Annotated in this window: 19 protein-coding genes and 1 tRNA gene; 7 read left to right on the forward strand and 13 right to left on the reverse strand. The window is 71.8% G+C overall.

Features of this window, described 5'->3' with window-relative positions; genetic code table 11:
* The first annotated feature begins 17 nt into the window (after positions 1-17).
* Complete coding sequence (locus K4B79_RS25750; RefSeq protein WP_232029276.1) at positions 18-830, forward strand: trans-aconitate 2-methyltransferase; 813 nt, start codon at positions 18-20, stop codon at positions 828-830.
* Positions 830-1,198 carry a VOC family protein gene (locus K4B79_RS25755; RefSeq protein WP_232029277.1) on the forward strand — a complete coding sequence of 123 codons (369 nt, stop codon included), beginning with the start codon at positions 830-832 and terminating at the stop codon, positions 1,196-1,198. Before K4B79_RS25750 ends, K4B79_RS25755 begins: the two co-directional genes overlap by 1 nt.
* Here K4B79_RS25755 and K4B79_RS25760 read toward each other — a convergent pair.
* From K4B79_RS25760 to K4B79_RS25770, 3 genes are all read right to left on the reverse strand, one after another.
* On the reverse strand, positions 1,185-1,787 hold the full coding sequence (locus K4B79_RS25760) for a Uma2 family endonuclease (protein ID WP_232029425.1): 603 nt from the start codon (positions 1,785-1,787) through the stop codon (positions 1,185-1,187). The genes K4B79_RS25755 and K4B79_RS25760 overlap by 14 nt on opposite strands.
* Positions 1,788-1,872: 85 nt before the next feature.
* Positions 1,873-2,550, reverse strand: a complete 678-nt coding sequence (locus tag K4B79_RS25765) for a TetR/AcrR family transcriptional regulator (RefSeq protein ID WP_232029278.1) — start codon at positions 2,548-2,550, stop codon at positions 1,873-1,875.
* On the reverse strand, positions 2,547-3,560 hold the full coding sequence (locus K4B79_RS25770) for an acyl-CoA desaturase (protein ID WP_232029279.1): 1,014 nt from the start codon (positions 3,558-3,560) through the stop codon (positions 2,547-2,549). The genes K4B79_RS25765 and K4B79_RS25770 overlap by 4 nt, the downstream gene beginning before the upstream one ends.
* A 237-nt stretch (positions 3,561-3,797) precedes the next feature.
* Here K4B79_RS25770 and ppc point away from each other — a divergent pair, with 237 nt between their 5' ends.
* Entirely contained in the window at positions 3,798-6,539 is a 2,742-nt protein-coding gene (gene ppc / locus K4B79_RS25775) for a phosphoenolpyruvate carboxylase (RefSeq protein WP_232029280.1), read from the forward strand.
* A gap of 67 nt (positions 6,540-6,606) precedes the next feature.
* On the opposite strand, the gene K4B79_RS25780 is transcribed toward ppc, so the two are convergent.
* From K4B79_RS25780 to K4B79_RS25815, 8 genes are all read right to left on the reverse strand, one after another.
* On the reverse strand, positions 6,607-7,299 hold the full coding sequence (locus K4B79_RS25780) for an LPXTG cell wall anchor domain-containing protein (protein ID WP_232029281.1): 693 nt from the start codon (positions 7,297-7,299) through the stop codon (positions 6,607-6,609).
* A 138-nt stretch (positions 7,300-7,437) separates the two neighbouring features.
* On the reverse strand, positions 7,438-7,986 hold the full coding sequence (locus tag K4B79_RS25785; RefSeq protein ID WP_232029282.1) for a hypothetical protein: 549 nt from the start codon (positions 7,984-7,986) through the stop codon (positions 7,438-7,440).
* A gap of 42 nt (positions 7,987-8,028) precedes the next feature.
* The gene (pth, locus tag K4B79_RS25790) at positions 8,029-8,625 is read right to left on the reverse strand and encodes an aminoacyl-tRNA hydrolase (protein ID WP_232029283.1); all 597 of its coding nucleotides are present in this window, start codon (positions 8,623-8,625) and stop codon (positions 8,029-8,031) included.
* Positions 8,626-8,739: 114 nt separating this feature from the next.
* Positions 8,740-9,330 (reverse strand): 50S ribosomal protein L25/general stress protein Ctc, encoded by a 591-nt coding sequence (locus K4B79_RS25795; protein WP_232029284.1) that lies wholly within the window; start codon positions 9,328-9,330, stop codon positions 8,740-8,742.
* Positions 9,331-9,507: 177 nt separating this feature from the next.
* Positions 9,508-10,488 carry a ribose-phosphate diphosphokinase gene (locus K4B79_RS25800; RefSeq protein ID WP_232029285.1) on the reverse strand — a complete coding sequence of 327 codons (981 nt, stop codon included), beginning with the start codon at positions 10,486-10,488 and terminating at the stop codon, positions 9,508-9,510.
* A 133-nt stretch (positions 10,489-10,621) separates the two neighbouring features.
* Complete coding sequence (glmU, locus tag K4B79_RS25805) at positions 10,622-12,070, reverse strand: bifunctional UDP-N-acetylglucosamine diphosphorylase/glucosamine-1-phosphate N-acetyltransferase GlmU (protein ID WP_232029286.1); 1,449 nt, start codon at positions 12,068-12,070, stop codon at positions 10,622-10,624.
* A 115-nt stretch (positions 12,071-12,185) separates the two neighbouring features.
* Positions 12,186-12,256 (reverse strand) — tRNA-Gln (locus K4B79_RS25810).
* Positions 12,257-12,267: 11 nt separating this feature from the next.
* Complete coding sequence (locus K4B79_RS25815; protein WP_232029287.1) at positions 12,268-13,140, reverse strand: hypothetical protein; 873 nt, start codon at positions 13,138-13,140, stop codon at positions 12,268-12,270.
* 167 nt (positions 13,141-13,307) lie between these two features.
* Here K4B79_RS25815 and K4B79_RS25820 point away from each other — a divergent pair, with 167 nt between their 5' ends.
* A complete protein-coding gene (locus K4B79_RS25820) occupies positions 13,308-14,621 on the forward strand; it encodes a sensor histidine kinase (protein ID WP_232029288.1) in 1,314 nt (437 codons plus the stop codon).
* Between the two features lie 363 nt (positions 14,622-14,984).
* Here the strand turns inward: K4B79_RS25820 and K4B79_RS25825 are convergent, their stop codons facing one another.
* Together K4B79_RS25825 and K4B79_RS25830 are read right to left on the reverse strand one after the other, a co-directional pair.
* Complete coding sequence (locus tag K4B79_RS25825; protein WP_232029426.1) at positions 14,985-15,479, reverse strand: SUKH-3 domain-containing protein; 495 nt, start codon at positions 15,477-15,479, stop codon at positions 14,985-14,987.
* Positions 15,480-15,591: 112 nt separating this feature from the next.
* On the reverse strand, positions 15,592-16,173 hold the full coding sequence (locus K4B79_RS25830) for a YwqJ-related putative deaminase (RefSeq protein ID WP_232029289.1): 582 nt from the start codon (positions 16,171-16,173) through the stop codon (positions 15,592-15,594).
* Between the two features lie 297 nt (positions 16,174-16,470).
* On the opposite strand from K4B79_RS25830, the gene K4B79_RS25835 reads away from it, so the two are divergent.
* From K4B79_RS25835 to K4B79_RS25845, 3 genes are all read left to right on the forward strand, one after another.
* Positions 16,471-17,502 carry an SMI1/KNR4 family protein gene (locus K4B79_RS25835; protein WP_232029290.1) on the forward strand — a complete coding sequence of 344 codons (1,032 nt, stop codon included), beginning with the start codon at positions 16,471-16,473 and terminating at the stop codon, positions 17,500-17,502.
* A gap of 7 nt (positions 17,503-17,509) precedes the next feature.
* Positions 17,510-20,434, forward strand: coding sequence for an SUKH-4 family immunity protein (locus K4B79_RS25840; protein WP_232029291.1), 2,925 nt, complete (start codon positions 17,510-17,512; stop codon positions 20,432-20,434).
* Between the two features lie 227 nt (positions 20,435-20,661).
* Positions 20,662-21,558, forward strand: a complete 897-nt coding sequence (locus K4B79_RS25845; protein WP_232029292.1) for a cellulose-binding protein — start codon at positions 20,662-20,664, stop codon at positions 21,556-21,558.
* Positions 21,559-21,997: the final 439 nt, after the last annotated feature.

The following is a 21,997-nucleotide window of genomic DNA, read 5'->3' on the forward strand; positions in this document are numbered from 1 at the left end:
CGGGGAAGGTGGATGCCATGACCACTCCCGCCTGGGATCCGGCCCAGTACCTCCGCCACGCCGGCCACCGCGCCCGCCCCTTCACCGACCTCCTCGCCCGGGTCCCCGACCTGCCGGGCGACCCGCCCCGCATCGCCGACCTCGGCTGCGGCCCCGGCAACGTCACCGCCCTGCTCACCGCCCGCTGGCCCACCGCCCGCGTCACCGGCTACGACAACTCCGCCGAGATGCTCGACAAGGCCCACGTCGACCACGCCGGCCCCACCCCCGGCGGCGGCCGCCTCGACTTCGCCCACGCCGACGTCCGCACCTGGGCGCCCACGGAGTCGTACGACCTCATCCTCAGCAACGCCACGCTCCAGTGGGTCCCCGGCCACGCGGACCGCTTCGCCGACTGGATCGCCGGGCTCGTCCCCGGCGGCGCCCTCGCCTTCCAGGTGCCCGGGAACTTCGACTCCCCGAGCCATGTCCTGATGCGCGACCTCGCCCACTCCGCCCGCTGGAAGACCCGCCTCGCCGACACCCTCCGCCACGCCGACGCCGTCCACACCCCTCAGGCGTACGCGGAGCGGCTGGCCGACCTCGGCTGCGCGGCCGACGTGTGGGAGACGACGTACATCCATCTCCTGGAGGGCGAGGACCCGGTGCTGGACTGGGTGAAGGGGACGGGGCTGCGGCCGGTCCTCACCGTGCTGGCCGACGACCCGCAGGCGCGGTCGGAATTCGTGAGCGACTACCGGGCCGCCCTGCGCGAGGCCTATCCGGCGGGGCCGCACGGCACGCCCTTCCCCTTCCGCCGGATCTTCGCGGTGGCCCGCAAGGAGGCGTGATGCTCGTCGCCGTCGACCACGTCCAGCTCGCCGCCCCACCCGGCTCCGAGGACCGGCTGCGGGCCTACTACACCGGCGTCCTCGGCATGACGGAGACTCCCAAGCCGCCGGCGCTCGCGGCGCGAGGGGGCTGCTGGTTCCGGGCGGGCGCGGTGCACCTGCACCTGGGGATCGAGCCGGACTTCCGCCCGGCGAGGAAGGCCCACCCGGGCCTGCGCGTACGGGACATCGACACGTACGCGGCCCATCTGACGGCCCGAGGAGCCACGGTCAGCTGGGACGACACCCTCCCGGGCCACCGCCGCTTCTACTCCGAGGACCCGGTGGGCAACCGGCTGGAGTTCCTGGAGCCGGTCACAGCTCCTTGAGGGCGTCCAGTGTGATGTCGAGGTCGAGGTCGTAGGGGACGCCGAGCTTGAGCCGGTCGTGGTGGATGCCCGTCAGCGCGTACGTCTTCGACAGCGGGTCGAGCTCGTAGACCCGCACCACGGGGTGTTGGCTCTCTCCGGTCATCTCGACCAGCCAGAAGTGGGGGATGCCCGCAGCGGCGTACTTGCGGGGCTTGGTGTCCCGGTCGCGGGCCTCGGAGTCCGGCGAGACGACCTCGACGGCGAGGAGCACGTCGGCGGCCTCGAACCGGGTCTGCTTCATGCCGGTAACGGCCTCGGCGCGGACGACGGACACATCGGGCTCGGGGCCGTTGCGCCGGTCGAGGACGACCGTCATCTCACGGCGGACTTTCAGCTGCTTCGGGACCGCGCTCCGCAGTCCAGCGACCAGCAGGTCGATCATGATGCTGTGGAAATCCCGCTGCGGACTCACGAAGACAAGGCTCCCGTCGATCAGCTCGGTGTGCGGCGGGAGGTCGGGCAGCGTGAACAGGTCGTCCACGGTGTACCCGTCCTGCGGCGGCACCGGCCAGCGGCAGCCGTGCTCGGCGGTCGGCTCGGGGGTCATGGTTCCTCCCATGGACGGGATCCTCGGCCCTGCGACATCACGGTAGCGGCCGGAATCCGCTGCCGTCATCACAAAGAGTGACGCCTCAGCTCTTGCGGCGCCCTATCAACCGCGGCTTCGCCTCCAGGCCGTCCAGGCCGTGCCAGGCGAGGTTGACGAGATGGGCGGCGACCTCGGCCTTCTTGGGGCGGCGGACGTCCAGCCACCACTGGCCGGTGAGGGCGACCATGCCGACGAGGGCCTGGGCGTAGAGGGGGGCCAGCTTGGGGTCGAAGCCGCGGCTCTTGAACTCGCGGCCCAGAAGGTCCTCGACCTGGGTGGCGATGTCGGAGATCAGGGACGCGAAGGAACCGGTGGACTGGGGGATGGGGGAGTCGCGGACCAGGATGCGGAAACCGTCCGTGTACTCCTCGATGTAGTCCAGGAGCGCGAAGGCCGCCTGCTCGCACAGTTCGCGGGGGTGACCGGCGGTGAGGGAACTCGTCACCATGTCCAGCAGGCGGCGCATCTCGCGGTCCACGACCACCGCGTACAGCCCCTCCTTGCCGCCGAAATGCTCGTACACCACCGGTTTGGACACCCCGGCCTTCGCCGCGATCTCCTCCACGGACGTGGCCTCGAACCCCTTCGACGCGAAGAGGGTGCGGCCGATCTCCAGCAACTGCTGGCGGCGCTCGGCACCTGTCATCCGGGTGCGACGCGCACGCCGCGGCTTTTCATTGCTCGGGGTGCTGCTGGAGTCGGTCGCCACGGCGTCAATCATGCCGCCTCGGCGGTCTCCTTCTTGCGTCGAGAACCGTCCTCACCCGTGATCCGGCGTGAATCGATACGCGAGCGTGACGGCCAGCGGACGTCGTACGCCCAGCCCAGCATCTCGAACCAGCGGATGAACCGCGCCGAGGAGTCCACCTGGCCCCGCTCCACCCCGTGCCGCGCGGACGTCGGGTCGGCGTGGTGCAGGTTGTGCCAGGACTCGCCGCAGGACAGCACCGCCAGCCACCACACGTTGCCCGAGCGGTCCCGCGACTTGAACGGCCGCCTGCCCACCGCGTGACAGATCGAGTTGATCGACCAGGTCACGTGGTGCAGCAGGCACACCCGGACCAGGGAGCCCCAGAAGAAGCCGGTGAACGCGCCCCACCAGGACATCGTCACCAGGCCGCCGATCAGCGCCGGCAGGGCGAGGGAGAGCATCGCCCAGAAGATGAACTGCCGGGAGATCATCCGGATCGCCCGGTCCCTGATCAGGTCCGGCGCGTACTTGTCCTGCGGAGTCTGCTCCTCGTCGAACATCCAGCCGATGTGCGCCCACCACAGGCCCTTCATCAGCGCCGGAACCGTCTCGCCGAACCGCCACGGCGAATGCGGGTCGCCCTCCGCGTCGGAGAACTTGTGGTGCTTGCGATGGTCGGCCACCCAGCGCACCAGCGGTCCCTCCACCGCGAGCGAGCCCATGATCGCCAGCGCGATCCTGAGCGGTCGCTTCGCCTTGAAGGATCCGTGGGTGAAGTAGCGGTGGAAGCCGATCGTGATGCCGTGGCAGCCCAGGAAGTAGAAGAAGACCAGCAGGCCGACGTCCAGCCAGCTCACGCCCCAGCCCCACGCCAGCGGCACGGCCGCCAGCACGGCGAGGAACGGCACGATGATGAAGAGCAGCAGCGTGATCTGCTCGATCGAGCGCTTCTGCTCGCCACCCAGGGTGGCGGAGGGCGCGTCGGGGCCGAGGGCCCCCGCCTTGGAGGGGTCTTCGATCACATCGGAGCTTGAGGTCATGCGCGTCCCCTGTGGGGTTTCGAGGGTGGGGAAAGGGGGTGGTGAAAGTGGCCGGGTAACCGTTCCTACGGGTCCGTAACCTACGGCATCGTAAGTATGGCAGCGAGATACGCGTCGGCAAGAGCCCGACCACCTGCGCCGCGGCGCGGACACCTATCCTTGTGTCGGTCGGACAGCGCGGTCCGCTCTGAATTCTTCCCTCTCGGACGAGCTTCAACACTGCAAGGAGCCGCACCTGTGAGCAGTGCCGACGACCAGACTGTGTCCCGGATGACCACCAGCAGTGAACTGCGAGCCGACATCAGGCGACTGGGTGACCTCCTGGGCGAGACTCTTGTCCGCCAGGAAGGTCCGGAGCTGCTCGAACTGGTCGAGAAGGTCCGCCGCCTCACCCGCGAGGACGGCGAGGCCGCCGCCGAGCTGCTGCGCGGCACCGAACTCCAGACCGCGGCCAAGCTGGTCCGCGCCTTCTCCACCTACTTCCACCTGGCCAACGTCACCGAGCAGGTCCACCGGGGCCGCGAACTGCGCGCCCGGCGCGCAGCCGAGGGCGGTCTGCTGGCCCGCACCGCCGACCGCCTCAAGGACGCCGACCCCGAGCACCTGCGCCAGACGGTCGCCAACCTCAACGTCCGCCCGGTGTTCACCGCCCACCCCACCGAGGCCGCCCGCCGCTCGGTCCTCAACAAGCTCCGCCGCATCGCGGCGCTGCTCGAGACCCCGGTCATCGAGTCGGACCGGCGCCGCCACGACACCCGTCTGGCCGAGAACATCGACCTCGTCTGGCAGACCGACGAACTGCGCGTGGTCCGCCCCGAGCCCGCCGACGAGGCCCGCAACGCCATCTACTACCTGGACGAGCTGCACGCCGGCGCCGTCGGGGACGTACTGGAGGACCTCACCGCCGAACTGGAGCGTGTCGGCGTCCGGATCCCCGACGACACCCGCCCCCTGACCTTCGGCACCTGGATCGGCGGCGACCGCGACGGCAACCCGAACGTCACCCCCCAGGTCACCTGGGACGTCCTGATCCTCCAGCACGAGCACGGCATCAACGACGCCCTGGAGATGATCGACGAGCTGCGCGGCTTCCTGTCGAACTCCATCCGCTACACCGGCGCCACCGACGAGCTCCTGGACTCGCTCGGCACCGACCTGGAACGCCTGCCGGAGATCAGCCCCCGCTACAAGCGCCTCAACGCCGAGGAGCCCTACCGGCTCAAGGCCACCTGCATCCGGCAGAAGCTGGAGAACACCAAGACGCGCCTGGCCAGGGGCATCCCGCACGAGCCCGGCCGCGACTACCTCGGCACCGGCGAACTGATCGCCGACCTCACCCTGATCCAGACCTCGCTGCGCGAGCACCGCGGCGGACTCTTCGCCGACGGCCGCCTGGACCGCACCATCCGCACCCTGGGCGCCTTCGGCCTCCAGCTCGCCACCATGGACGTACGCGAGCACGCCGACGCCCACCACCACGCCCTCGGCCAGCTCTTCGACCGCCTCGGCGAGGAGTCCTGGCGCTACGTCGACATGCCCCGCGAGTACCGCGCCAAGCTGCTCGCCAAGGAGCTGCGCTCCAGGAGGCCGCTGGCCCCGACCCCGGCGCCCGTCGACGCGGCCGGCGAGAAGACCCTCGGTGTCTTCCAGACCGTCAAGCGCGCCCTGGCGGTTTTCGGACCCGAGGTCATCGAGTCGTACATCATCTCGATGTGCCAGGGCGCGGACGACGTGTTCGCCGCCGCCGTCCTGGCCCGCGAGGCCGGACTGCTCGACCTGCACGCCGGCTGGGCGAAGATCGGCATCGTGCCGCTCCTGGAGACCACCGACGAGCTCAAGGCCGCCGACACCATCCTGGAGGACATGCTCTCCGACCCGTCGTACCGCAGGCTCGTCGCCCTGCGCGGGGACGTCCAGGAGGTCATGCTCGGCTACTCCGACTCCTCGAAGTTCGGCGGCATCACCACCAGCCAGTGGGAGATCCACCGCGCCCAGCGCCGCCTGCGCGACGTGGCCCACCGCTACGGCGTCCGGCTGCGCCTCTTCCACGGCCGCGGCGGCACCGTCGGCCGCGGCGGCGGCCCCTCGCACGACGCGATCCTCGCCCAGCCCTGGGGCACCCTGGAGGGCGAGATCAAGGTCACCGAGCAGGGCGAGGTCATCTCCGACAAGTACCTCGTGCCCTCCCTGGCCCGGGAGAACCTGGAACTGACCGTCGCCGCCACCCTCCAGGCCTCCGCCCTGCACACCGCGCCCCGCCAGTCCGACGAGGCCCTCGCCCGCTGGGACGCGGCGATGGACGTGGTCAGCGACGCCGCCCACGCCGCGTACCGCAGGCTGGTCGAGGACCCGGACCTGCCGACGTACTTCCTCGCCTCGACGCCGGTGGACCAGCTCGCCGACCTGCACCTGGGCTCACGGCCCTCCCGCCGTCCCGGCTCGGGCGTCTCGCTCGACGGACTGCGCGCCATCCCCTGGGTGTTCGGCTGGACCCAGTCCCGGCAGATCGTCCCCGGCTGGTTCGGCGTCGGCTCCGGCCTGAAGGCGCTGCGCGAGGCGGGCCTGGACACCGTGCTCGACGAGATGCACGAGCAGTGGCACTTCTTCCGCAACTTCATCTCCAACGTCGAGATGACCCTCGCCAAGACCGACCTGCGGATCGCCCAGCACTACGTCGACACCCTCGTCCCCGACGAGCTCAAGCACGTGTTCGACACCATCAGGGCCGAACACGAACTCACCGTCCGCGAGGTGCTGCGCGTCACCGGCGAACAGGAACTCCTCGACGCCACCCCGGTCCTGAAGCAGACGTTCACCATCCGCGACGCCTACCTGGACCCGATCTCCTACCTCCAGGTCACCCTTCTCAAGCGCCAGCGCGACGCCGCGGCCGCCGGCGAGACCCCCGACCCGCTGCTGTCCCGGGCCCTGCTCCTGACGGTCAACGGCGTCGCCGCGGGCCTGCGCAACACCGGCTGAACCCGCTCCGGACACAGCGATGCCCCGGACCTTCGCGAGAAGGCCCGGGGCATCGCCGTCATCGGAATCAGGCGTTACGACGACGGCGGAACACCAGGTAGCCGCCCGCCGCGACCAGCGTCGCCGCCAGCCCCGACAACAGGCCGACCGGGGCGCCGTTGCCGGTCTCGGCGAGGTCACCGGAGGCACCGCCCTGCGGGGACGGCGATCCGGCCGCCCCGGCGGGGGACGACGAGGACGGCTCCGGAGTGCCGCCGCCCGTCTCCTCGCCCGGCGCGGACGCGGAGGCGGACGGACCCGTCGACGGGGACGCGGACGTGCCCGGCGTCGAACCGGGGCCGCCGCCCTCCTCGTTCTCGCAGTCCGTCCAGAACACCTTGTGCTTGGCGGCCCCCTTCTCGCCGTCGAAGTTCCAGAACAGCTTGTAGTGCCCGTCGGGCAGCGACAGCTCCTGCGTACGGCCGTGACCGTCGCCGTCCAGCGTGATCGCGCCGGACTTCACGGTCTCGCCCTTGACGCCGGCCGACGGCGCCCAGGCCTCGATGTGCCAGTCCACCTCCTGGACCGCGTCGAAGCCGAAGGCGTCGAGGTAGAAGGTGCAGACGTGCGGCTCGTTCTTGCGCAACTCCTCGCCGGTGGTGGCGTCGTGGATCTTCACGGTGCCGTTGTCCCCGGGCGGGGTCGCGTGCGCGGAGGGGACGGCCAGGAAGGCCGCCGTGGCGACGGCGCACAGCGCGCCGGCGCGGGAAAGGGTTCGCATGGGGCAGTAGTCCATCTTCGAGATGTGAACGGGAAGATGTGGAGGGGGCGGCTCAGCTTCCAGCCCGCACTGACCACCGGTCAATCACGAACAGGCAACACTCGATCCCCCCACAGGAATCGAGAACGCCGAAACCCCTCAGATCGTCACGAAGGCCGCCGTCAACAGCGCGATTCCCGACCCCGCCAGCACCCACGCCGGCCGCGTCCGCCCCAGCCCCCCGGCCACCACCACCGACGCCAGCAGCAGCGCACCGCCCATCGGCACCCAGGAGTACAGCACCCCGGCCGGACCCGACCGCACCACCTCACCGGTGCCGGGCTTCACCACGACCGTGTACGTCTGCCCCTTCTTCACGGCCGCCGTGTGCTCGATCACCACCCGCTCCCGGGCCCGCGACCCCGACGACAGCGGGGTGTACGGCCCCGTGCAGGTGTCCGCTCCGCACCGCGTCACCTCGACCGTGCCGCGCTCCCGCCCCTTGGTCAGCATCACGTACTGCGCCGACCCCCAGGACCCCCACACGCCGGCGACCAGGATCAGCACGGCCACCGTCCCCATCGCCGCCAGCCGCCCGAACCGCAGCGCGGCGAACGAGACCCGACGGGCCTGAAGGGAGGGACGGGCCTTGACAGTCCGGCGGGCCTGACGGGAGGAGAGGGCTGTGGCAGGCATGGCGGGGATCATTGGCCATGCCCGTGCGGTCAGTCAAACAAGCGGGGGGACAAGTCAGGAGTTGTACGTGCTTTGCGCCCGCTCCAGGCCCTCGATCACCAGACACTCCACCGCGTCCGCCGCCCGGTCCACGAAGTAGTCCAGCTCCTTGCGCTCCGCCGACGAGAAGTCCTTCAGCACGAAGTCCGCCACCTGCATCCGACCCGGCGGCCGCCCGATCCCGAACCGCGCCCGGTGGTAGTCGGCGCCGAACGCCTTCGTCATCGACTTCAGCCCGTTGTGCCCGTTGTCCCCGCCGCCCAGCTTCAGCCGCAGCACGCCGTAGTCGATGTCCAACTCGTCATGGATCGCCACGATGTTCGCCACCGGCACCTTGTAGAAGTCCTTCAGCGCGTTCACCGGCCCGCCCGACAGGTTCATGTACGACATCGGCTTCGCCAGGATCACCCGCCGGTTCGCCGGACCGGGCGGCCCGATCCGCCCCTCCACGACCTGCGCCTGCGCCTTGCCGGCCCGCTTGAACCGGCCCCCCACCCGCTCCGCGAGCAGGTCGGCCACCATGAAGCCGACGTTGTGCCGGTTGGCCGCGTACTCCGGCCCCGGATTCCCCAGCCCCACGATCAGCCAGGGGGCGTTGGCATCGGTCGTCACGTCATGTCTCCTTGACACGTCTCCCTGGTACGTCTTCTCGATACGTCATCTTGATACGCGCCAGCCGCCGTCCCCCACGGGAACAGCGGCTGACGAGAACTACCGGGACGAGGATCAGGCCTCGGCGGACTCTTCGCCCTCGGTGTCCGCGGCGGCCTCCTCGGCCTGCGCGGCCAGGACCTGGAGGACGACGGTGTCACCGTCGACACCCAGCTTGGTGCCCGACGGCAGCGGGATGTCCTTGGCGAGGATGGAGTCACCGGCCGACAGACCCTCGATGGAGACCGTGACGGACTCGGGGATGTGCGTGGCCTCGGCCTCGACCGGAAGCGCGTTCAGGACGTGCTCCAGCAGGAAGGCGCCGGGGGCCAGGTCACCCTCGGTGTGCACGTAGATCTCGACGTTGACCTTCTCGCCGCGCGTGACCAGCTGAAGGTCGACGTGCTCCAGGAAGCCCTTGATCGGGTCGCGCTGCACGGACTTCGGGATCGCCAGCTCGTTCGACTTGCCGTCGATGTCCAGCGCGATCAGAACGTTCGGCGTACGCAGCGCCAGCAGCAGCTCGTGGCCCGGAAGGGTCAGGTGGATCGGGTCGGAACCGTGACCGTAGAGAACACCGGGAACCTTGCTGTCACGGCGGATGCGGCGGGCCGCACCCTTGCCGAACTCGGTACGGGTCTCGGCGGCGATCTTCACCTCGGACATGGTGATCACTCCTCGTAGAGGTAGAGCGGACGTGGTCACCCGGCCACGAACGGCCTGCTACGAAGAGCGCGTCGATAACGGACAGCCGATCCACCGTCGTAGAAACGGAGAACGGCCTCCCTCGCCGAGCAACTTCAGCAGTCTACTCGGAGCCGGAGGCCGCACCCAAAACGATCTCTACTGCTCGTCGAACAGGCTCGTCACCGAACCGTCCTCGAACACCTCGCGCACCGCGTTGGCGACCGTCGGCGCGATCGACAGCACCGTCAGCTTGTCCAGATCCCGGCCCAGCTCACTCGGCGTCGGCAGCGTGTTGGTGAACACGAACTCGCTCACCCGCGAGTTCTTCAGCCGGTCCGCGGCCGGCCCGGAGAGCACACCGTGCGTCGCCGTCACGATGACGTCCTCGGCGCCGTGCGCGAACAGCGCGTCGGCCGCCGCGCAGATCGTGCCGCCCGTGTCGATCATGTCGTCGACCAGGACACACACGCGCCCCTTCACCTCACCGACGACCTCGTGCACGGTGACCTGGTTGGCGACGTCCTTGTCACGCCGCTTGTGCACGATCGCCAGCGGAGCGCCCAGCCGGTCGCACCAACGGTCCGCGACCCGCACCCGGCCCGCGTCCGGCGAGACCACGGTCAGCTTGTCCTTGTCGACCTTCGCGCCCACGTAGTCCGCCAGCAGCGGCAGCGCGAACAGATGATCCACCGGACCGTCGAAGAAGCCCTGGATCTGGTCCGTGTGCAGATCGACGGTCAACAGGCGGTCCGCGCCCGCCGTCTTCATCAGATCCGCGATCAGACGCGCCGAGATCGGTTCACGCCCGCGGTGCTTCTTGTCCTGCCGCGCGTAACCGTAGAACGGCACGATGACGGTGATGGAGCGGGCCGAGGCGCGCTTCAGGGCGTCGATCATGATCAACTGCTCCATGATCCACTGGTTGATCGGAGCCGTGTGGCTCTGGATCACGAAGCAGTCCGCACCGCGCGCCGACTCCTGGTAGCGGACGTAGATCTCGCCGTTGGCGAAGTCGAAGGCCTTCGTCGGGACGACCCCGACTCCCAACTGCTGGGCGACCTCCTCGGCAAGCTCGGGGTGGGCGCGGCCGGAGAAGAACATCAACTTCTTCTCGCCGGTCGTCTTGATCCCGGTCACAGCACTGTCTCCTCAGAGGTGTCTCAGCCGGCCGACGGAAGATCGCGCCGCTGGGCGCGGCGGGCCGTCACAGCTGGTCGGGTGCGGGTGTGCACTTATCACGGTACGACGACTTCGGCGCACCTGTTTCCGGTCAGTCTCCGCGCTCGCCCTCCCGGGAAGCCGCCTCCGCCGCCTTCGCCGCAGCGCTTCCCGGACGCTTCCGAGCCACCCAACCCTCGATATTCCGCTGCTGGCCACGGGCCACGGCCAGCGAACCGGGCGGCACATCCTTCGTGATCACGGACCCCGCCGCGGTGTACGCGCCGTCCCCGACCGTGACAGGAGCCACAAACATGTTGTCCGAACCCGTGCGGCAATGCGACCCCACCGTCGTGTGGTGCTTGTCCTTGCCGTCGTAGTTCACGAACACGCTCGCGGCGCCGATGTTGGTGTACTCGCCAATGGTCGCATCACCCACATAGGAGAGGTGAGGCACCTTCGTCCCCTCCCCGATGGAGGCGTTCTTCGTCTCCACGTACGTCCCGATCTTGCCCTTCGTCCCGAGCCGCGTCCCCGGCCGCAGATAGGCGAACGGCCCCACGCTCGCCTGCGGCCCGACCTCGGAGTCGTAGGCGACGGTGTTGTCGACCCGGGCGCCCGCGCCCACGCGGGTGTTCGTCAGCCGGCAGTTGGGGCCGACCTCCGCGCCCTCGCCGAGGTGCGTGGAGCCGTGCAGCTGGGTCCCCGGGTGGACGATCGCGTCCTGGTCGAAGGTGACGTCGACGTCGACCCAGGTGGTCGCCGGGTCGATGACGGAGACCCCGGCGAGCATCGCCCTCGTCAGCAGCCGGTCGTTCAGGATCCGCCGGGCCTCGGAGAGCTGCACACGGTTGTTGATGCCGGCGATCTCACGATGGTCACCGGCGACGGACGCCCCGACCCGGTGCCCGGCCTCCCGCAGGATCCCGAGCACGTCCGTGAGGTACTCCTCGCCCTGGCTGTTGTCCGTACGCACCTTGCCGAGCGCGTCCGCGAGCAGCTGCCCGTCGAAGGCGAACACCCCCGAGTTGATCTCCCGGATCGCCCGCTGCGACTCGCTCGCGTCCTTGTGCTCGACGATGGCCGTCACCGCGCCCGACACCCCGTCCCGCACGATCCGCCCGTAACCGGTCGCGTCCGGCACCTCGGCCGTCAGCACGGTCACGGCGTTGCCGTCGGCGGAGTGGGTCGCGGCGAGCGCCTGGAGCGTCCCGCCGGTGAGCAGAGGGGTGTCCCCGCAGACGACGACCACGGTCCCGTCGACGGCCCCGCCCAGCTCCTCCAGCGCCATCCGTACGGCGTGCCCGGTGCCGTTCTGCTGCGCCTGCACGGCGGTGCGGACGTCGGTGTCGGCCCCGGCGAGGTGCGTGGTCACCTTCTCCCGGGCGTGACCCACGACCACGACCAGGTTCTCGGGCTCCAACTCCCGTGCGGCGGCCAGCACATGGCCCACGAGGGAACGGCCACAGATCTCATGCAGGACCTTCGGTGTGGCCGACTTCATACGGGTGCCCTCACCCGCTGCGAGAACGACGACGGCTGCCGGGCGAATGGCGCTCACGGGGTTGCCCTTCGGCTTCTGGGGAGGGGGTGGACATCCGCAGGATACCGGGGGGTTTCGTGGGGGATATGAGTGTGGGCCCTGACTGAGCTGTCAGGGCCCACGTTCAGTGGGGCTCCCGGGGAAGGAATCGAACCCTCATTCAATGGACCAAAACCATTTGTCCTGCCTTTAGACGACCCGGGATGGCTCGTCCGCTATGTCTGATTCTGTAGATCGACATGGCGTGCAGCCCCTACTATGCCGTACCACCAGCCTTCGATGCGACGGTACAAGTCGGATCCCTTCAGGACTCTGACAGCCAGGCAGCCGCGGTAGGAGTCGCCGGTGTTCTTCCGCACCGTCTTCGGGTTGTGCTTCTTCAAGGTTGTCTTGTAGAACGCGGAGCGGTCGGCGCCCACGAGTCCGGCCCAATACGCTTCGGCGGCGGATGTGTCGGCACTCTCGTGGATCATGACGGAGTACCGCAGTCGCTCGCGTTCAACGCCAAGCAGGTCCAGCCAGGCAAGGAAGATCTCGATCATCCCGGGGTCACTGTTGACGAAGGTGACGCTCTCTCGGCGGGCGTACGGCTTGTCCTTGCCGCCCTCGGCCCAGTAGAGGGCGACGCCGACCATGAACAGATCCCGGTCGGACAGCTCGCCGATCTCTGCGGTGGCGGCTGCCTTGGTTTGCTGGCGCCGCTCCTCCCGCACCGCCAACTCATGCTCCCACCTCTTCCGGCCCGCCAGCCTGGCCTGCTCCGCCGAGTCGCGTCGCTCGGGCTTCGGTAGATCCCGCACCCACAACGAGATCGAACTCTTCGAGCAGCCCAGCTCCACCTGGATCTGGTCGTAGGTCCAGCCCTGGAGGCGGAGTTCCCTCGCTCTGTCCCGGAGGTCGTCCTTCGCGTTCGGGCGCTTCGTCCATTCCGGGGGTGGCTCGCCCTCCAGGAGACGGTTGAGGATGTCGTTGTTGTCGACGTGGAGTCGGTCGCGGATCTGGCGTCGGCTGAGGCCTGCCCGCCGCAGTGCGAGTGCACGCTCCCGCAATCCCTCGAAGTCCGCGTACTTGCCCTCTGAATGTGCCATGGGCATACCGTCCGGGCGGAATCACCTCTTCCGTGGTCGAACAGGGGCTGGTTCAGCAGTTCGAGGGATATCGGGCGGTTTCGTGTCCGAGGGGTCACGGAGTGTGGTGTAGGCCAGTCGCGGAAACTCGCCGGAAAAGGGACGGCGGACGACCGTAGGCTGGAGGCATGACCACGACGGGGGAAGACGCCGAGACGGCCCGGGGAGGGCCGTGGTGGTGGACGCGGTGGCGAAGCGCGGTACTGGATGTGGGCCTGGCGTTCGTGTCCGCGCTGGAGTGCGGTGTGGAGGGGGTCCGGTTCGCGGAGGACGCGGGGATCCCGATGGTCGCGGGGATCACGTTCGGTGTGATGGCCGGCTGGGTGCTGCTGATCCGCCGGCGGTGGCCGATCGCCGTCGTGCTGGTGTCGATCGCGATCACGCCGGCCCAGATGGGCTATCTGATGGGCATCGTCGGCCTCTACACGCTCGCCGCGTCGGAGCTGCCGCGCCGGATCATCGGCTCGCTGGCGGGGATGTCGCTGGTCGGGATGCTGATCGTGATGTTCGTGCGGGTGGGGCGCAGTCCGGACCAGGGGAATCTGGACCTGGGGGACTGGTTCGTTCCGTTCATCTCGATCACGACGGCGATCGGGATGACGGCGCCGCCGTTGCTGCTCGGGATGTACGTGGGGGCGCGGCGGCGGTTGATGGAGAGCCTGCGGGAGCGGGCGGACAGCCTTGAGCGGGAGTTGCAGCTGCTGGCGGAGCGGGCCGAGGAGCGGGCCGAGTGGGCGCGCGGCGAGGAGCGCACGCGCATCGCGCGGGAGATGCACGACGTGGTGGCGCACCGGGTGAGCCTGATGGTCGTGCACGCGGCGGCGCTCCAGGCGGTCGCCCGGAAGGATCCCGAGAAGGCCGTGAAGAACGCGGCGCTGGTGGGTGACATGGGCCGGCAGGCGTTGACCGAGTTGCGGGAGATGCTCGGGGTGCTGCGCAGCGGCAGCGAGAGCGGCCCGGTGCGGGGCCGGAGCGTGCCCTTGGCGGCGGTGGGGGCGGCGGCCGCGGCGGCGGCCTCGCGGGCGGTCGGTGACGAGGGCGCGGCGGACGGGCCGTGTCTGTCGGACCTGGATGTGCTGGTGGGGCAGTCGGCGGCTGCGGGGATGGTCGTGGAGCTGTCGGTGGAGGGGGAGACGCGGTCGTACGCGGCGGAGGTCGAGCAGACGGCGTACCGGGTGGTGCAGGAGGCGTTGACGAACGTCCACAAGCACGCGGCGGGGGCGAAGACGCGGGTGCGGCTGGCGCACCGCGGCTCGGAGATCGCGATGCAGGTGGAGAACGAGCCGCCGGGCGAGGTGTCGCCGTCGGCGGCGCGGTTGCCGTCGGGGGGCAACGGCCTGGTGGGGATGAAGGAGCGGGTCGTCGCCCTGGGCGGGGTGTTCGTGTCGGGGCCGACGGAGGCGGGGGGCTTCCGGGTGTCGGCGGTGATTCCGGCGGCGTAGGCGGGGGCTTCCGGGAGCGGGCGGTGATTCCGGCGGTGTAGGTGGGGGCTTCCGGGAGCGGGCGGTGATTCCGGCGGTGTAGGTGGGGGCTTCCGGGAGCGGGCGGTGATTCCGGCGGTGTAGGTGGGGGCTTCCGGGAGCGGGCGGTGATCGCGGCGGCGTTGGCGGGGGCTTCCGGGAGTGGGCGGTGATCGCGCCGGCTCGGGCCGTCTTCTCCGGGTGCCCGGTGCGGCCTGCCTTTCCCGGTTCCGGGTTCTTCCGGGTTCCGCGTTCCGGCGGTGATTCCGGCGGCGTAGGCCGTGTTGTTCCCGGGTTCTCGGCGGGGGGTGCGGGCCTTGTGCGGCCGCCTTCCGAGACCCGTCGTCAGCCCGCGGTGAGGCGGGCGGGGGTGGTGCCCGAGACGAGACAGGCGAGGGCCTGGTCGAGGTCGGGGCCGAGATACCAGTCGCCGGTGTGGTCGAGGGCGTAGACCCGGCCTTCGGTGTCCATGGCGAGGAGGGCCTGGGTGTCGGTCTCGGTGCCGAGGGGACAGACCTCGGTGTCGAGGGCGCGGCCGAGGTCGCCGAGGGTGCGGGCCATGTGGAGGCCGTGCAGGGGGTCGAAGTGGAGGGCGACGGGGGCGACCTGGCGGCCGGGGCCCGCGGGGGTGACGTGCAGTCCGCCGAATTCGGCCCACGCCTCGACGGCGGCGGGGAAGACGGCGTGCCGGTGTCCGGCGGGCGAGGCGTGGTCGCGGAGGGTGTCGGCCCAGATCTCGGCCTGTTTTATGTCCCAGCGGCCGGGGTGCCAGCCGGCGGCGCGCAGGGCGGCGTCGACGGGTACGGCGAAGCGGGTGGTCGAGGTGCGGTCGGTGTGCATCTGCCCTTCGTTCGTCGAGGTCATGGGTTCGCGGCGCGGCGCCGGTGGGGCCGCCGTGCGGCTCGCTCCGCGTTCCCGTGCGGTGCTGTGCGTCGTCGTGCGGGGGGTGGGGTCAGCGCTCCGTCGTGGGGTCGACGATGTAGACGCCGAAGTGGTCGCTGAGGGCCGTGCAGGCGCGGCAGGGCGCGGCGAAGCTGCCGTGGAGGGGGTCGCCGTCCTCGCGGATGCGTCGGGCGGTGAGCTTGGCCTGCTTGAGGGCCTTGCGGGCCTCGCCGTTGGTCATCGGTCTGCGGGCGGCGCGTTTGCTGCGGGTGGCGTCGACGGCGGCGATGTGGCGGGAGATGAGCATGGTCTCCGCGCAGCGTCCGGTGAAGCGGTCGCGCCGGTCGCTGGGGAGGGTGTCGAGGAAGTCCTGGACCAGCGGGTGCAGGGCGGGGGGCTGGTCGCCACGGGCGGCGGTGCCGGTGAGGGTGGCGCCGCGGACGGACAGGGCGGCGGCGATGGTGGGGAGTATGCCGTCGCGGCGGTGGCGGAGAGTGGGCGCGTGGGGCGTCTCGGCGCTGCTCCAGCCGACGCGGGGGTCGCCCGAGGCGCCGTGGTGGTGGGCCGCGCGGCCGGCGTTCCTGGGGTCGCCGGATGTGCCGGGCCGCGGTCCCGGGTGTGGTCCCGTCTGCGTCGCATTCATGATCATCATCCCCTCCCGAGCATCCCCCGGATGCCACAGACTGCCAAATGGCGTGGCTGGTGCGGAAGCTGGGGCGCTGCGACACGCCCGGGTTTGGGCGGTCCGTCACGAGGGGGTGACGGCTGGTCACGGAAGCGGAGGGGCGCTGACCGGTGCCCGGTGACCGGTGTCGTCGTACCGCATAGGCTGTCGGCACCGCGATCCACGCGGTTGACGTGTGGAGCCGGAGGAGTCAGTCCATACGGGGCGTAGTGGCCGATGAGGGTCGCTGCGGGTCGTACCAGAGTGCCGCAGGGGGCAACCGCCATGACGACAGGTCGGCTCGGGCAGCAAGCCGCGCCGCCGAACGCGGCCTACGCCGGGCAGGTCGTGCATTTCCCGGACCCGGTCCGGGCGGCCCGTCACCCGAGAGGGGTGCGGGTGGACGAGCGCGGCTACCCCGACTTCTCCGCGTACGCGCGTGCGGCGGTGGAGATCGCCGATCCGCCGGAGGGTTTCGGCGTCGACGAGCTCAGGCTGACGGACTACGTCTCGGCGAACGCGGCGCTGGCCGCGACCGGGCACGAGCTGTGGGACACGGTGCCCGCGGTGGCGACCCCGCACGGCTGGACGTGGCACCACGTGGTGGGCTCGCGGCGCCTCGAACTGGTCCCGGTCGAGGTGAAGGCGCTGCTGCGGCACCACGGCGGGATCGCGACGGCGGCGGTGGACCAGAACAAGCGGGGCACGCGGCCGTTGCAGGAGACGCGTCCGGCGCATTTCGGGCTGCCGAAGTCGGGTGTGGCGGTGACCGAGTCGCAGGTGCTGGGCGTCGAGGAGGACCTCGGGTACCGGCTGCCGGGCGCCTACCGGTCGTTCCTGAAGGCGGCCGGCGGGTGCGCGCCCGTGGGGGCCGCCCTGGACGCGGAGTTGGGGCTGCTGGTCGACCAGCCGTTCTTCACGGTGCGGGACGAGGCCGCGGTCAACGACCTGGTGTACGTCAACAAGTGCCTGCGCGACCATCTGACCAAGGACTACCTGGGGGTCGGTTTCGTGCAGGGCGGTCTGCTGGCCGTGAAGGTCAAGGGCGACCGGGTCGGTTCGGTGTGGTTCTGCGCCTACGACGACGCGCGGGACGTGGACCCTTCCATGGCCCCGGCGGAACGCGTGGAGCGGCTGCTGCTGCCGTGCGGTGAGGACTTCGACGGGTTCCTGTCCCGGCTGGCGGGCAATCCGCCGGAGCTGGAGACGGTGGCGAACCTGATGGTGGACGGCGGGTTCGCGCGGTCGGTGCCGGCGGGGGCGTCCGCCGCGTCCGCGGGAGCTTCGGCGTCTTCGGCGTCTTCGGTGGGGGAGTGAGCTGACGATGGTGACCTTCGCGCAGGCGCAGGAGCGCGCCGAGGAGTGGATCAACGGGGATGTGCCGGCGTACCAGCACCGTGAGGTGCGGGTGCGGGAGTTCGGGCTCGGGTTCGTGGTGTGGGCCGAGGACCGCGCCGAGGGGCCGCGCTCGGACGGTGGCGCGCAGCGGCTGGTGATCGCCCGGGACAGCGGCGAGGCCACGCTGTGGCCGTCCCTGCCGGTGGGCGAGGTGATTCGCCGGTACGAGGAGGAGTACGGCCGCGACGACGAGGCCGCCGACGCGGCACCGGCTCCGGCGGCCCGGGTCGACCTCAACCAGACGTCGTTCCTGTTGAGTCCGCCGGAGTGGTTGCAGGAGGCGGCGGACAAGCTGGGGATTCCGGACCGGCGGAGTTCCGGTGCGGGTGCGGGTGCCTCCGGCGGGGCCGGGGGGAACGCGCTGCCGGAGACGCAGGGCGGCATGCCGGGTGCGGGTGCGGGTGCTGGGGTCGGGGGTCCCGCCGCCGCTTCGCCCGCCTCGCCCGGTGTGCCGCCCGGGGCCACTCCGTGGGCCGGGACGGACACCAACGCCGGTATCGAGGACGACCGTTCCGTGCCGCTGCCCGCGACCGTGTTCTCGCCGCCGTTGAGCGGTGACGAGGCCGAGGACCGGCCGCCCGCGGCCACGCCGGACGCCCAGACGGCCCTGATGTCCGGCGGCAGCCAGCTCCCGCCGACAGCGGTGGCCCCGGCGGTCGACGACCCGAACGCGCCGAACACGCAGGGCGCGACGCCGCCTCCGCCGTCCGGGCCGAGTGCCTCTTCCTACGGCTATCCGCAGGGCGCGGGTCCCGGTGCTGCTCCGGGGACACCGCCGCCCCCGCCGGCGCCGCCCGCGTCGTCGTACGGCTTCCCGCAGGCCCCCGGGGCAGGTGCGGGGACGCCGCCTCCGCCTTCGCCGTCCGGACCGGGTGGGTCCTCCTACGGCTATCCGCAGGCTCCCGGTGGGGGCGCGGGTGCGCCGCCGCCTCCGATCCCCGGTGCCGGTGCCGGTGCCGGTGCCGGTGTTCCGGGGGGTGCCCCGAACGCCGCGGACATCGCCGATGCCGCGACCAGCAAGGCGGCGCCTCCGCCGCGTCGTGCGGGCGCGAACCCGCCGCCTCCGCCGGGTGCCCCCGGGGTGCCGGGCGCGGGGCAGACGGGCACGCCCGCACCGCCCGGGCCCGGGGTGCCGGGTGCGCCGGCGGGTGGGTACGTGCCGACCCAGCTCGTCTCGTCGCTCGGTCCCGACGGACCCGCGGGGCCGGGTGGCCCCGGTGGGCCGGGTGGGCCGGGGGCTCCCGCGGCTCCGGGTGGGCAGCAGCCCCCCGGTGCTCCCAACCCGCCCGGTGCCCCGCAGCCTCCTGGTGCCCCGCATCCTCCCGGTGCCCCGGGAGTGCCCGGTGGTACGCCGCCGGGTGGGGTTCACCATGCCGCGACGATGCTGGCCGACCCCGGGCGGATGGGCCCGGGCGGGGGTGCGCCGCAGCCGCCGGGACCTCCCGGCGCTCCGGGTGCCCCTGGCGCGCCGGGCGCTCAGCAGCCTCCCGGCGCCCCGCACCCTCCCGGCGCCCCGCACCCTCCCGGCGCTCCGGGTACGCCCGGTGCTCCCCAGCCTCCGGGTGCCCCCGGCACCCCTGGTGCGCAGGGCTCCGCCGGGGGTCCGCGGGGGGCCGTACATCACGCGGAGACCATGTTGTCCGCGCCCCCGGTGGGCGGTCCCGGTGTGCCTCCGCCGCCGCAGGCTCCCGGGGTTCCCGGTGCACCCGGCGCACCCGGTATGGCTCCCGGCGTCCCCGCCGCGCCGCCCGGGGCGATGCCTCCGCCGCCGCTCGGCTCGATGCCCCCGCCGGGTGCCGTGCCGCCGGGGGCGATGCCGCCGCCTCCGCCGCCGGGACCCGGGCAGCAGCCGTCGTACGGCTATCCGCCGCAGGGGCAGCCGACGGTCGGCCCCGGCTATCAGGCCGTGCTGCGCTACCGCGCGCAGGACGGGTCGGAGCAGCAGCTGATCCGGCGTTCCGCGCCGGGGACGCCGCACCCGGAGTGGCAGATCTTCCACGAGCTGCGCGCGATGAACGTGCCGCCGGACCAGGTGCTGGAGCTGCACACCGAGTTGGAGTCGTGCGAGCTGCCGGGCGCGTACTGCGCGCGGATGATCCGGGAGCAGTGGCCGCAGGCGCGGATCACGTCGATCGCGCCCTACGGCACGGATCACGCGAGCCGGCAGCAGGGCATGCGGCAACTGCTCGCCCACCAGGGCGAGTTGCACCAGGTCGCCGACGGGCCCGCCCGTCCGGCCCCGGTGCGGGCGCCGCTGCCGCAGGTGCAGTCGGTGCCGCCGGTTCCGCCGGAGGCGATCGCGCAGGAGCTGGCGGGTGCGTTCGGGCCGGGGATCTTCCGGTTCGAGCAGGCCGCGGTGTCCCGGCAGGGTGTGCCGCCGGTGGTGGCGCACTCGCTGGTGGCGGCGGGGCTGCCGATGGACATGGGGCCGTTCTTCTGGGCGCAGGCCCAGCCGGGGCGGCCGGTGCCGACGCTGGCGGAGCTGGCGGCCGAGCGAGGGGTGCAGCCGGCCCCGGACGCGGGCTCGTACCTCGTCATGGGCAGCGACTTCGGCCGGGCGATCTGTGTGCAGTACGGCACGGCGAACATCGTGGCGGTGCCGGTGGAGGCGGGGCCGGGCGGTGCGTCCGTGCCGCCGCAGTTCGTGAACACGGGGCTGCCGGAGCTCCAGCGGTGCCTGGCGCTGCTGGGCCGGATGTGGCGGCTGCGCTTCGGCTTGAACCAGGAGCAGGCGGGCCGTTGGACCGTCGACTTCCAGGCCCAGCTGGCCGCGCTGGACCCGGCGGCGCTCGGTTCGCCGGAGAGCTGGTGGTCGGTGCTGCTGGAGCAGATGTGGGACGGGCTGCTGTGACGCCCCGCGCCTGAACACCGCTTGCTTCGTACGCGTGCGTAAGAAGGGGGCCGGACCTGGTCGTGTGACCGGGTCCGGCCCCTTTCACGTGCGGGCGTGACCGTGATCTGCGCGAGCGTGGCCGTAACCTGTGCGCGGAGTGTCGCGTTATGAACACTTCCGTCCGATATATCAAGATGTGGCGCACATCATCGTGTCGCGTCCGTTCGGCGGAGAGGTGTTCCAGGATGAGCAGCGCAGCGGCGTCGGCCCATGGATTCGTGGGGTTCGTGGCCGGACGGGGGCGTGGCTACCGCCCCGACCAGGTCGACACGTACGCCCGTGCGCTGTCCCGGGACCGCGACGCCGCCTGGGAACGCGCCGCCCGGCTGACCGTCCTCGCGAGGGAGATGGAGGCGGAGGCCGTACGGATGCGGGAGGCCGTGGCCGCGCTCGCCCCGCAGACGTACGAGTCGCTCGGAGAAGGCGCGCGGCGGCTCTTCGCGCTCGGGCGGGAGGAGGCCGAGGCCGTGCGGGAACGCGCCCGGCAGGAGGCGCGGCGGGTCGTGGAGGAGGCGCGGGAGCACGCGGACGGCGTGCGGGAGGCCGCCCGGGCGGAGGCCGACGCCCTGCGTGCCGACGCCGACGAACGCGCCGAGCGGCGGCTGCTCGCGGCGCGTGCCGAGGCCGACGAGATCCGGATCTCCGCCCGGCGTGCGGTGAAGGAGGGGCGCGGGGAGGCGCTCGCCGCGTTGCGCGAGGTACGGCAGCGCACCACCGCGATGCTCTCCGAACAGGCCGGGGAACACACCGAGCGCTTGGCCGAGCTGGAGCGCACCGCGGAGGAGCGGGCCGCCGCGGCCGACACCCGCGTCGCCGAGCGGGTGGCTCACGCCGAGGCCGCGCTGTCGGAGGCCGAACAGTCACTCGCCGAGGCGGAACTCTCCGGGCAGCAGCGGCAGGAGGAGGCCCGGGTGCGGGCCGCCGAGATCGTCGCCGAGGCCCGGGCACGCGAGGAGCGCATCGCCCGGGAGACCGAGCGCGTGCTGCGCGAGCACGGCGTCATGTGGGACGACATGCAGGCGCAGATGGAACACGTACGCAACAGCCTGTCCGCGCTCACGGGGCGAGCGGCGACGGAGTGACGCCCGCCGTGTGCGGGGTCTCCGACTGCGTTGCCTCGCGGGCCGTGGCCGGCCCGGGTGCCGGGCGGCGTAGGCGTGCCTGACCCCAGCCTCGCGCGGTGGCCGGGGGTGTTCAGCGGTGTCGGTCGGCCGAGGGTTGTCCGGGCGGGCGCGGTCCGGATCTCCGCACCGCCCGGCGGGAGGCCACCGGGTGCGGGGTGCCCGGTGCCCGGCGGCATGCAGGCCCGCGACCGTGCGGACAGCCTGTAGCCGGTCCGGCCGCGTTGCCTCGCAGGTCGCGGCCGTGGCCGGTCCGGGTGCCGGGCGGCGTATGCGTGCCTGACCCCAGCCTCGCGCGGTGGCCGGGGGTGTTCAGCGGTGTCGGTCGGCCGAGGGTTGTCCGGGCGGGCGCGGTCCGGATCTCCGCACCGCCCGGCGGGAGGCCACCGGGTGCGGGGTG

Origin of the sequence: Streptomyces lincolnensis, assembly GCF_021173675.1 — a bacterium.
In the GTDB taxonomy this organism is placed as follows: Bacteria; Actinomycetota; Actinomycetes; order Streptomycetales; family Streptomycetaceae; genus Streptomyces; species Streptomyces lincolnensis_B.

Excerpts from the sequence above, each read along its gene's own strand:
- K4B79_RS25750 (WP_232029276.1), top strand. The coding sequence starts at position 18 with ATGACCACTCCCGCCTGGGATCCGGCCCAGTACCTCCGCCACGCCGGC.
- K4B79_RS25770 (WP_232029279.1), bottom strand. The coding sequence starts at position 3,560 with ATGACCTCAAGCTCCGATGTGATCGAAGACCCCTCCAAGGCGGGGGCC.
- K4B79_RS25765 (WP_232029278.1), bottom strand. The coding sequence starts at position 2,550 with ATGATTGACGCCGTGGCGACCGACTCCAGCAGCACCCCGAGCAATGAA.
- K4B79_RS25785 (WP_232029282.1), bottom strand. The coding sequence starts at position 7,986 with ATGATCCCCGCCATGCCTGCCACAGCCCTCTCCTCCCGTCAGGCCCGC.
- K4B79_RS25755 (WP_232029277.1), top strand. The coding sequence starts at position 830 with ATGCTCGTCGCCGTCGACCACGTCCAGCTCGCCGCCCCACCCGGCTCC.
- K4B79_RS25820 (WP_232029288.1), top strand. The coding sequence starts at position 13,308 with ATGACCACGACGGGGGAAGACGCCGAGACGGCCCGGGGAGGGCCGTGG.
- K4B79_RS25840 (WP_232029291.1), top strand. The coding sequence starts at position 17,510 with ATGGTGACCTTCGCGCAGGCGCAGGAGCGCGCCGAGGAGTGGATCAAC.
- K4B79_RS25830 (WP_232029289.1), bottom strand. The coding sequence starts at position 16,173 with ATGATGATCATGAATGCGACGCAGACGGGACCACACCCGGGACCGCGG.
- K4B79_RS25825 (WP_232029426.1), bottom strand. The coding sequence starts at position 15,479 with ATGCACACCGACCGCACCTCGACCACCCGCTTCGCCGTACCCGTCGAC.
- K4B79_RS25795 (WP_232029284.1), bottom strand. The coding sequence starts at position 9,330 with ATGTCCGAGGTGAAGATCGCCGCCGAGACCCGTACCGAGTTCGGCAAG.
- K4B79_RS25815 (WP_232029287.1), bottom strand. The coding sequence starts at position 13,140 with ATGGCACATTCAGAGGGCAAGTACGCGGACTTCGAGGGATTGCGGGAG.
- K4B79_RS25760 (WP_232029425.1), bottom strand. The coding sequence starts at position 1,787 with ATGACCCCCGAGCCGACCGCCGAGCACGGCTGCCGCTGGCCGGTGCCG.
- K4B79_RS25780 (WP_232029281.1), bottom strand. The coding sequence starts at position 7,299 with ATGCGAACCCTTTCCCGCGCCGGCGCGCTGTGCGCCGTCGCCACGGCG.
- K4B79_RS25845 (WP_232029292.1), top strand. The coding sequence starts at position 20,662 with ATGAGCAGCGCAGCGGCGTCGGCCCATGGATTCGTGGGGTTCGTGGCC.
- K4B79_RS25835 (WP_232029290.1), top strand. The coding sequence starts at position 16,471 with ATGACGACAGGTCGGCTCGGGCAGCAAGCCGCGCCGCCGAACGCGGCC.